Genomic DNA, 9,992 nt, shown 5'->3' with positions numbered 1-9,992 from the left:
CCGTCCGGGTGCCTGCGGATCGATCAGAACTTCGGCTTCGGCAAAGGTCCGCCGGTGAAGACGGACCTGCTCCCGTCGGTGGTCCGTGCGGCCAGCCCGCTTGCCACGCTCGACGAGTACACATAGGACACGCCGTCGGCGTCCCGGAACGCCGCTACGACACCGCCAGTGCTGTGAGCCACCAGCGCGGGGTCGGTCGTGCTTTGGTAAGAGGCGCCGGTGCGGGAGTCCGAGAGCCGCTGCCAGTCGCGATAGGTGGCACTGCCCGGTGCGACCTGTTCGGTCACGTAGACGTAGCCGTCGTTCGCTCGGACGGCGACGTGGATCGTCCCGCCCGGGTCCATCGCGGCAGCGGGCGAACCGGTCGCGGTGACGCCGGCGAGCGGCTTCCAGGTGCCGGTGAAACCGCCACTGAGCTCCCGCTGGGTGGCCACCACACCATCCGGCTGGGTCGCGAAGACCTGCAAGTTCTTGTCCGGGTTGGCCACTGCGGCGGCCACGGAAGGCCAGCTGGTCCCGGGAACCGTGAGCCAGGCGCTCAGCGCGCCGTCGGTGTAGGTCGCCTTGGTGTAGAGACCTGCTGTCGTCCGGGCGAAAACGTCGATTCCGTCCGTCTGCGTGACGACAGTGATGTCCGGGCTCAGCCCGGTCGACGGCAGTACCCGCCACGGCAGGAACTGCTTGCTCGCCGGATCCTGCGGTCGCAGCCACAGCTTCCCGCCGGCGTCGACAGCAAACGCGTACGAGACACCGTCACGCACCACGACGCGAGCGGGGCCGGGAGTCCACCCCCCGAAACCAGTCAATGCCGGCCAGCTGGTCGTGCCCGCGGCCTGGTTGCTGGTGCGGGTCTCGCTGTCCTGCCCCAGCGCCGCTACCAGCAGGCTGTTGTCCGCCGTTCGCACGGCGCTGGGAACGTCGGAGAACTCCTGGTAACCCGGCACGACGGCGAACTCCACGATGGTCACGTCGTCGGTGCGCTGCCGTCCGTGGATGAGCCTGCCGAAGTCGTCGACGTAGAAGTGCTGAATCTTGCCCTCGGCGCCTTCGGCAAGGAAGGTCGCCGGGCTCGGTCGCGTCGGCACCGACGGCCGGCTGGGCAGACCCGGATTGATCAGCTTGCAGTCGTCGGTGGTGACGCTCAGCTGGTAGTCCGTCCCGATCGTGCCGACCACCTTCGGGCCGGTCCAGCTTCCCGCTCCGAGGTAGCGGTACCACTTGATCTGCCCGTTGTTCTTGTCCAGCGCGTACAGCACGTCGCCGCCCGCGGAAGCGACCTGGGAGAAGTTCTGCCAGCCATTGGTTCCGACCAGCGTCGCGTACTCGATCCACCGCTGGCTGACCGGGTCGTACTGGAAGCGGTAGAGCGCCCCGGCGGGTGTACGGGCGTAGAAGACCCCTGCGCCCGCACCAACGATCAGGTCGTACTTCGTCTGGGTCCAGCCCGTGTCGATCAGGCGGTCCGTCCAAACCTTCGTGGTTTCGTCGTAGCGCACCCAGGCGAGGATGTTGTCATGGGTCCAGTAGAAGTCGCCCGTGGCGTCGACCGTGATGCGGTTGCGCTGAGAAGCGAGCGTGACGCCGTTCCAGCCGGTCGCGATCTTCTGGCCGACTCCGCCGTTCTCCCAGCCGGTGGCCAACCTGCGCTGGCGGGTGACGTCACCGTTGTCGGCGACGGTGTACATGCGGCCGTCGGGGCCGGCCAAGGTTTTGCCGCTCCACGTGAAGCCGATCGTCGTCCGACCTGTCCAGGAGGTGGCGCCGGTCTCGGGTTCGTTGTGGCGGTCGAGGTCGAGGTGGGTGTCCGGGAGGGTGTAGAAGACGCCCGCGCTGGCACGGCAGGTGATCGTGTCGGCCGCGGCGGCCGGGCTCGCGCCGGCGACGGACACGGTGGCGACCGTCGCGGTGACCGCGCAGAACAGCGCCGCGGGTCTCCGCGGGAACGGCTTCCGGAGCATGGACTTCCCCTCGTCTGAAAATCGTGAAAGCGGCAGTGGGCAGCATCGACCGGCCCGTCGCGCCGGATGGCGCACGGTCGGTGGTGTGCTGAGCTGGTGGCCGGTCGGCGGCTATTCCTCGAGCGCCGCACCCTCCATGCCGCGCGAAGACGAGCCCGCCCCTCCCGCGAGCTGTTCGATCTTCACATCGATCTCATGATCAGGCCGTTACTACTTCTTTGGGAATTGCGCCGTTCGGCCTAAAACCAACGACGGGAGCAGCCCGTGAAACGGCAACGGGCCGGACGTCACCGAGTGGTGACGTCCGGCCCGTTGCCGTTCGATTGGATCAGCGTTCGCTCGCCGGCGACACCAATTCGCTCGGTCCCGTTCCCGACTCCCCCGCCACCGCGGCCAGTTCCTCGCCCACCGACTCGCGGCTCGAGGGCCGCGCGTCCTTCGTCAGCAACGATGCCACCGCGCCGATCAAGCACACCGCGATCGCGAAGCCGAACGCCACCGCCAAGCCCGACTGGAACGGTCCCGAAATCAAGTTCGGGAAGAAGCTGCGGCCCGTCAGGAACGACGCCTGGTCCGGCGGCAGCGAGGCCAGCTGGCCGCCCAGGAGCTGCTGGATCGGGTTGTAGCCCAGGAACGCCGCGAACAGCACCGCCACCGCCGGGAGGTTCGCCACCTGGGCGGCCGCCGCTTCGGGGACGCCGTGGGCGACCAGGCCGTCGTGCATCGTCGACGGGAGGCTGCTCGACAGGCCCGAAATGATCAGGCTGAAGAAGAAGCCGATCGACAGGACCATCGCCGCGTTCTGGAACGTCGTCATCATGCCCGCGCCGGAGCCGCGCGCGTCTGCCGGGAGGCTGTTCATCACCTCGGCGCGGTTGGGCGAGGAGAACATGCCCATGCCGATGCCGTTGATCAGCAGGATCGCGGCGAACGCCCAGTAGTCGAAGTTCACGGGCAGGATGATCAGCAGCAGGAACGTGATGGCCGTGATCAGCAGGCCGGTGGACGCGAGCAGGCGGCTGCCGATCCGGTCGGCCAGGATGCCCGACGTCGGCGCGGCCACCAGGAACCCGACCGTCATCGGGAGCATGTAGATGCCCGCCCACAGCGGCGTCTGCTCGAACGTGTAGCCGTGCTGCGGCAGCCAGATGCCCTGCAGCCAGATGATCAGGATGAACTGCAGGCCACCGCGGCCGAGCGACGCCGTCAGGTTCGCGACGTTGCCCCAGGTGAACGACCGGATCCGGAACAGCGACAGCCGGAACAGCGGGTTGTCGACCTTCGTCTCGATGATCACGAACGCGACCAGCACGGCGACGCCGCCGATCAGGCAGCTGAGCACCATCGGGCTGGTCCAGCCGGTCTGCGACGTGCCGTAGGGCTGGATGCCGTAGGTGATGCCGACCAGCACCGCGATCAGGCCGACGGCGAAGGTGATGTTGCCCCACCAGTCCATCCGCGCGTGCTTGCGGACGCCGGTGTCGTGCAGCTTGAGGTACGCCCAGATCGTGCCGATCACGCCGAAGGGCACCGACACCAGGAAGATCAGGTTCCAGTCGACCGGGGCGAGCACACCGCCGACGACCAGGCCGAGGAACGAGCCGGCGATGGCCGCGACGCCGTTCATGCCGAGCGCGAGGCCGCGCTGGTTGGCCGGGAACGCGTCGGTGAGGATGGCCGAGGAGTTCGCCATCAGGAAGGCACCGCCGACGCCCTGCACGATCCGCCAGCCGATCAGCCACAGCGCGGCGGCGTCCCCGTCGAACCAGGTGACGGCCAGCATGATGGAAGAAACGGTGAAGACGGCGAAGCCGAGGTTGTACATCCTCGCGCGGCCGTACATGTCGCCGAGCCTGCCGAAGCTCACCACCAGCACCGCGGTGACCACGAGGAAGCCCATGATCATCCACAGCAGGTAGCTGGTGTTGGCCGGCTCGAGGGGGTTGATGCCGATGCCCTTGAAGATGTCGGGCAGCGCGATCAGCACGATCGAGGAGTTGATCGTGGCGATCAGCATGCCCAGCGTCGTGTTGGACAGCGCGATCCACTTGTACCGCGGCCCCAGTTCCGCGATCGAATACGTCCGGCGTTCCGCCACTGTGCAACCCTTCTGCTCGCAAGTCCCTTAGCTAGGCTAAGCAAGTTGCTTGCGTATGGCAACCAAGTCCGCGAATCGCCTGCGAGAGCATGATCACACTCGCTTGACTGTCCTTTGTGGAGTCTTTACCAGCCGTCCGAGCAGCGCGACGCCCTCGGCGATCTCCGTCGCCGTCCGGGCCGCGTACCCCAGGACCAGCCCCGGCGGCCCCGGGAGCTGCCGGTGCCACGACAACGGCTGCACCTTCACCCCCTCCGCCAGCGCCGCCGCGGCCAGCGAGACGTCGTCCAGGTCGACGTCGAAAGTGATCGTCAAGTGGAGCCCCGCCGCGGCGCCGTGGACGACCGCCGACGGCAGCTCGGACGCGACCGCGCGGATCATCGCGTCCCGGCGACGGCGGTGCCGCGCCCGGACCACCCGCAGCTGACGCTCCAGCTCGCCCGTCTCCATCAGCCGGGCCAGGACCAGCTGGGCCAGCACCGGGTTGCCCAGGTCCGCGAACCGCTTCGCCGCCACCAAGTCGCCGAAGAACCGCGGCGGCGCCAGCAGCCAGCCCACCCGCAACGCCGGCGCCAGCAGCTTCGAAACGCTGCCCGTGTAACACACCTCCGGCACCATCGACCGGACCGCGGGCACCGGCGCGCGGTCGTAGCGGTGCTCCGCGTCGTAGTCGTCCTCCACCACGATTCCGCCGTCGGCGACCCAGCGCATCAAGGCCCGGCGACGCTCGCCGCCCAGGACCACACCCATCGGGAACTGGTGCGCCGGCGTCAGCAGGACCGCCGGCGACTTCAAGGCGTCGACGCGCAAGCCGTCCTCGTCCACCGGGACCGGCGGGGTCGCAAGGCCGCAGTGGTGCAGGTGCTGGCGCGCCCCCAGCGAACTCGGGTCCTCCACCGCGACCTCGGAGACACCGTGCTGCCGCAGCACCTCCCCCACCAGCGTCAACGCCTGCGCGACGCCCGCGACCACGATGATCTCGCCGGGGTCGGCGCGGATGCCGCGGCTGCGCGCCAGCCAGTGCGACACCGCCCGCCGCATCGCCGGGGCACCGCGCGGGTCGCCGTAGCCGAAGTGGGCCGGCTCGAGCTCGTCGAGCACCGCTCGCTCGGCCCGCAGCCACGCCGCGCGCGGGAACGCCGTCAGGTCCGGGACGCCCGGCGTGAGGTCGATCCGGGCCGGGGTCGCGCGGACCGCGTCGAAGACCTCGGCCCCCGGCATCGGCGTGATCACCTTCGCCGGTGGCCGCGCGGGCGCCGGGTCCGGCGGGAGGACGGGCGCGGCCACGACGACCGTCCCGGCCCGGCCGCGGCCCGCCGCGTGCCCGTCGTCGATCAGCCGCTGGTAGGCCTCGGTGACCACACCCCGCGACACGCGCAGCTCGGCCGCCAGCACCCGGGACGCGGGCAGCCGGCCGCCGACCGGGAGCCGGCCGTCGGCGATCGCGGCGCGCAGCTGCCCGGCGAGCCAGTCCGCGAGGCCGCCCGGAGGTGCCTCACGAACGTCGAGCTGGAGGAAGTCCGATCCTATGGACCCCTCCGGCCGTGGGGTTTTGGCTCTGTCCATCGAGCCATTGTCGCAGCACGCTGGACGCATGGACACCAGTTACGTGCACGGGTACGCCGCTCCCGAAGCCCGCCGCCTCGGCGACCAGGCCGACACCCTCGCCGCGCTCCTGCACGACGGCACGGCCTACCCCGCCGGGAGCCGCGTGCTGGAGGTCGGCTGCGGCGTCGGCGCCCAGACCGTCCACCTCGTGGCGCGCAGCCCGGACGCGCACCTGACCGCGGTCGACGTCTCCGCGGACTCCCTCGCCCAAGCGAGACGGAGAGCGCCGGGCGTCGAGTTCCGCCAAGCCGACCTCTTCGACCTCGACGGCGAGTGGGACCACCTCTTCGTCTGCTTCGTGCTGGAGCACCTGCCGGAACCCGGAAAAGCGTTGGCGCACCTGAAAACGCTCTTGCGACCGGGCGGCACGATCACCGTCATCGAGGGCGACCACGGCTCGGCGTTCTTCCACCCGCGCAGCGACCACGCCCAGGCCGCGATCGACTGCCTCGTCCGGCTGCAGGCCGACGCGGGCGGCGACGGGCTCCTCGGCCGGCGGCTCTACCCGCTCCTCGTCGAAGCCGGTTTCGCCGGGACGAAGGTCGAGCCGAGAACCGTCTACGCGGACGCGTCGAAACCCGATCTCGTCACCGGGTTCACCCGCGACACCTTCACCGCGATGGTCGAAGGCGTCGGCGAAACCGCCGTCGCGAAGGGGCTCGTCGACGAGGCCGCGTGGGCGCGCGGAATCCACGACCTTTACCGCACCACCAGGGAATACGGGACCTTCCATTACACGTTCTTCAAAGCAACAGCCCTTCGCACTCCGGGAGGAGCGTCATGATCATCGCCGTTCTCGCCGCCGTTGTCCTGCTCGCCTGGGCGCTCGACCACGCGTACCGCCGCCGTCCGTACCCGCGCAACCGCTTGGCGGGCAGCACGGACGTCTTCGACCGGGACGCCCAGCGCCTCGAAGGCGACCTCGTCGCCGACGAGCGCCACTACTCCAGGGCCGCCAACCGGTCCCGGGCCCGCTTCGCGCCGGGCACGCACTCGCCGGCGTAACAAGCCAGCGCGCGTTCCCAGTGTTCGCGCGCCGCGGCCGGATCTCCGAGTCCACTGTGGACTTCACCGAGCCCGCAGTGGGCCCGGCCCTGTTCGGGACGGCAGCCCGTTTCCTTCGCCACGGCAAGGGCTTCGCGGTGGTACCCGAGCGCGTCCGCAGCTGCGCCGCGCGCCGTAGCCAGCGCGCCGAGACTGTTGAGCACCCGGGACTCCACGCCCCGGTCGCCGCATTCGCGGGCCAGGCCCAGTGCCTCTTCGACGTGCTGGGCCGCTTCGTCGTGCCGTCCCTGGGCCAGCCGGACGTCGCCGAGGTGCTTCAGCGCGACGCTGCGGTTGGTCGGGCTGCCGGTCTCCTGGGCGATCTCCAGCGCGCGTTCGAGGTGCGCCGCGGCTTCGGTGTACCGGCCGCGGGCGTGGTCGATGTCGCCGAGGATGCCGAGGGCGTACCCCTCGCTCACCCGCACGCCCATGGCGCGGAAGTGCTCCAGCCCGTCCTCCAGCGCCCGTGCGGCTTCGTCGTACCGGCCCAGCGCCGACAGCGCGTCGCCCGTGTTGACCAGCGCGTAGCCTTCGCTGGTGCGGTCGGCGGTGTCGCGGGCGAGGGACCGCGCCTCTTCGAGGTAGCCGATCGCCTCGCCGTAGCGGCCGATGCCGCGGCACGAACAGCCGAGCACGACCAGCACCAGGCCCTCGCTCGTGCGGTCGCCGTTCTTGCGGGCCAGGGACAACGCCTCGGTCGAGTACGTGATCGCCTCGGCGAACCGGCCCAGTGCGCGGCAGACCAGGCCGAGCGTGTTGAGGACGTGGATCTCGGTCCGCCGGTCGCCGGTTTCGCGGACCAGGGCGAGCGCTTCTTCGAGGTACCGCCGCGCTTCCCGGGACCGGCCGACGCGCCAGTGGCCCAGCCCGATGAGCGTCAACGGCTCGGCCTCGGCGACCGGGTCGCCGGCGTCGTGGGCCAGCGCCGACGCGTGCTTGTGCAGCACCAGTGATTCCTCGTGGTAGCCGCCGACGTCCAGGTAGTGCCAGAGGATCCCGGACAGCAGCCGCAGGTGGTCGGCCCAGCCGTGCCGCGTCGCGTGCGCGGCGACGGCCAGCAGGTTGTGGCGCTCGGCCTCCAGCCACGCCGGCGCGTCGAGCACCTTGACGTCGGGATCGGGCACCTGCGGGCGCAGGTGCCGTTCCTGCGGCAGGACGGCGTCCATGGCCTGCGCGGCCGAGCGGACGTAGAAGTCGAACAACCGCTCCTGCGCGTCGTGGCTTTCGGCCGGGTCGTCCGCGGCGAGCTCGGCGGCGTAGACGCGCAGCAGGTCGTGCTGCTGGAAGCGGTCGGCGCCGGTCTCCTGCGCGAGGTGGGCGCGGACCAGCGCGGCCGTCAGCCGTTCCGCCTCCGGCAGGGGGACGCCGGCGAGGGCGGCGATGGCGGCCGTGGTCAGGTCGCGGCCCGGGTGCAGGCCGCAGAGCCGGAACACGCGCGCCGCGTCGGGCGCCAGGTGCCGGTAGGACCAGGAGAAGACGGCGCGGACCGCGGTCAGCGGATCCCCGCCCCCGTCCAGGAGGTCGAGCCGGCGGTGTTCGTCGGCCAGCTCCTCGGAAAGGGCGGCGAGCCGCTCCCCCGGCCGGCTCAGCGCGAGCTCCGCCACCAGCCGCAGGGCCAGCGGCAGCCGGGCGGAGTACCCGATCAGCGCCTCGGCCGCGTCCGGCTCCTCGTCGACGCGCTCGCCGAGCAGCGTGCGCAGCAGGTCGAGGGCTTCGGCGTCGGTGAGCAGGTCGACGAGGACGCGGCGGGCGCCGTGCCGCGCGACCAGCCCGGGCAGCGCGTCGCGGCTGGTCACCAGGACCAGGCAGGACGGCGAGCCGGGCAGCAGCGGGCGGACCTGCCCGACCGAGCCGGCGTTGTCCAGCAGCAGCACCATCCGGCGACCGGTGAGCGCCGTGCGGAACTTGGCCGCGCGCTCCTCCGGCTCGGCCGGGATGTCCGCGCCGTCGACGCCGAGCGCGCGCAGGAAGCCCGACAGCGCGTCGCCCGGCTCGACCGGCCGGACGGTGCCGTAGCCGTGCAGGTCGAGGTAGAGCTGGCCGTCCGGGAACTCGGAGAGGGACCGCTGCGCCCAGTGGACGGCGAGGGCGGTCTTGCCGACGCCGCCGGTGCCCGACAGGACGGCGATGCGCGCGCCCGCGCCGTCGCCGGCCGCGACGGCGTCCAGCTCGGCGAGCTGCCCGGTGCGGCCGCGGAAACCGGCGACGTCGGCGGGCAGCTGGGCGGGGACGCGAGCGGGCGGTTCCGGGGCCGCGAAGTCCTGACGCAGCACCTGGCGCTGGGCGGCGCGCAGCTCGGGGCCGGGTTCGATGCCCAGTTCGGCGTCCAGCCGCCGCCGGACCTCCTCGAACAGCGACAGCGCGGCCGCCTGCCGGCCGGACGCGGCCAGCACCAGCATCAGCCGGGCGTGTGCGGACTCGTTCAGCGGTTCTTCGGCGGTCAGCGCGCGCAGCCGCACCGCCGCGTCTTCGGGGTCGGCGGTCTCGGCGTACGCCATGACCGTCTGCGCGCGCTTCATCGCCAGCGCCAGCCGGAGGGGGTGCTGCCGGAGGCGGCCGATGTCGGCGAGCGCGGGGCCGCGCCAGAGGTCGAGGGCCTCGCGGTGGGCGCCGGCTTTCAGAAGCGCTTCGAAGCGCAGGAGGTCGAGGTCGTCCTCACCGGCGGTGAGCCGGTAGCCGCCCTTGTCGGTGGCGATCGGGTCGGCGGGCCGCAGCGCCCGCCGCAGCCGCGCGACGTAGGTGTGGAGCAGCTCCAGGCAGGACGGCGGCGGCTCGTCCCAGATGACGTCGACGAGGTCCTCGCGCCGGACCGTCCGGTTCGGCTGCAGGGCCAGCAGCGCGAGCAGCAGCCGCTGTTTCTCGGCGCCGATCTCGACCGGGCAGTCGCCGCGCCGCACGGTGAGCGGGCCCAGGACGCCGATCCGGACCGGCTCCGGCGGCGCTTCGGCAAGCGCTTCCCGCAGCCGCCGTTCGGTCTCCGGGCGGGGCCGCCGGACGCTGCCGAGCTCGGCGTTGCGCACCGCGCGCTGGCTCAGCCCGGCGCGTTCGGCCAGCTGGGCCTGGGTGAGGCCGGCGAGCACGCGCCGTTCGCGCAGCCATCCGGCGAACGACAGGCCTTCGTCCACAGGCGTCCTCTCCCCGCGCACCCCGCAGCGGAACGTACCCCTCCAGCATTCCGATCGTGCCGCTTCCGATGTACCACCGAACGGCGAAGATAACCGTTTCCGCAGGTACCGAGGGTGACGACGGCCGGTCGGCCCGGTACAGCCGTTCGTCCACCACCG

The 9,992-nt window shown here is 71.5% G+C and carries 6 protein-coding genes; 2 read left to right on the top strand and 4 right to left on the bottom strand.

What is annotated here, in order from left to right; genetic code table 11:
- Positions 1 to 23: 23 nt before the first annotated feature.
- The 3 genes from ACIRSS_RS38005 to ACIRSS_RS37995 form a co-directional block, all read right to left on the bottom strand.
- On the bottom strand, positions 24 to 1,958 hold the full coding sequence (locus ACIRSS_RS38005; RefSeq protein WP_400903826.1) for a tachylectin-related carbohydrate-binding protein: 1,935 nt from the start codon (positions 1,956 to 1,958) through the stop codon (positions 24 to 26).
- Positions 1,959 to 2,286: 328 nt separating this feature from the next.
- Positions 2,287 to 4,056 carry an MFS transporter gene (locus tag ACIRSS_RS38000; RefSeq protein WP_400903825.1) on the bottom strand — a complete coding sequence of 590 codons (1,770 nt, stop codon included), beginning with the start codon at positions 4,054 to 4,056 and terminating at the stop codon, positions 2,287 to 2,289.
- A gap of 93 nt (positions 4,057 to 4,149) precedes the next feature.
- Positions 4,150 to 5,622, bottom strand: coding sequence for a PLP-dependent aminotransferase family protein (locus tag ACIRSS_RS37995; RefSeq protein WP_400903823.1), 1,473 nt, complete (start codon positions 5,620 to 5,622; stop codon positions 4,150 to 4,152).
- A gap of 28 nt (positions 5,623 to 5,650) precedes the next feature.
- Here ACIRSS_RS37995 and ACIRSS_RS37990 point away from each other — a divergent pair, with 28 nt between their 5' ends.
- Together ACIRSS_RS37990 and ACIRSS_RS37985 are read left to right on the top strand one after the other, a co-directional pair.
- Positions 5,651 to 6,448: a methyltransferase domain-containing protein gene (locus tag ACIRSS_RS37990; RefSeq protein ID WP_400903821.1), complete on the top strand. Its 798-nt coding sequence runs from the start codon at positions 5,651 to 5,653 to the stop codon at positions 6,446 to 6,448.
- Entirely contained in the window at positions 6,445 to 6,669 is a 225-nt protein-coding gene (locus ACIRSS_RS37985; protein ID WP_400903820.1) for a hypothetical protein, read from the top strand. Before ACIRSS_RS37990 ends, ACIRSS_RS37985 begins: the two co-directional genes overlap by 4 nt.
- Here ACIRSS_RS37985 and ACIRSS_RS37980 read toward each other — a convergent pair.
- Positions 6,606 to 9,833: a tetratricopeptide repeat protein gene (locus tag ACIRSS_RS37980; RefSeq protein ID WP_400903819.1), complete on the bottom strand. Its 3,228-nt coding sequence runs from the start codon at positions 9,831 to 9,833 to the stop codon at positions 6,606 to 6,608. The two genes, ACIRSS_RS37985 and ACIRSS_RS37980, sit on opposite strands and share 64 nt — an antisense overlap.
- Between the last annotated feature and the right edge of the window lie 159 nt (positions 9,834 to 9,992).

Origin of the sequence: Amycolatopsis sp. NPDC101161, from assembly GCF_044768185.1 — a bacterium.
Lineage (GTDB): Bacteria > Actinomycetota > Actinomycetes > Mycobacteriales > Pseudonocardiaceae > Amycolatopsis.
This window is presented reverse-complemented; position numbering and strand designations above follow the sequence as displayed.

Excerpts from the sequence above, each read along its gene's own strand:
- ACIRSS_RS38005 (WP_400903826.1), bottom strand. The coding sequence starts at position 1,958 with ATGCTCCGGAAGCCGTTCCCGCGGAGACCCGCGGCGCTGTTCTGCGCG.
- ACIRSS_RS37995 (WP_400903823.1), bottom strand. The coding sequence starts at position 5,622 with ATGGACAGAGCCAAAACCCCACGGCCGGAGGGGTCCATAGGATCGGAC.
- ACIRSS_RS37990 (WP_400903821.1), top strand. The coding sequence starts at position 5,651 with ATGGACACCAGTTACGTGCACGGGTACGCCGCTCCCGAAGCCCGCCGC.
- ACIRSS_RS37985 (WP_400903820.1), top strand. The coding sequence starts at position 6,445 with ATGATCATCGCCGTTCTCGCCGCCGTTGTCCTGCTCGCCTGGGCGCTC.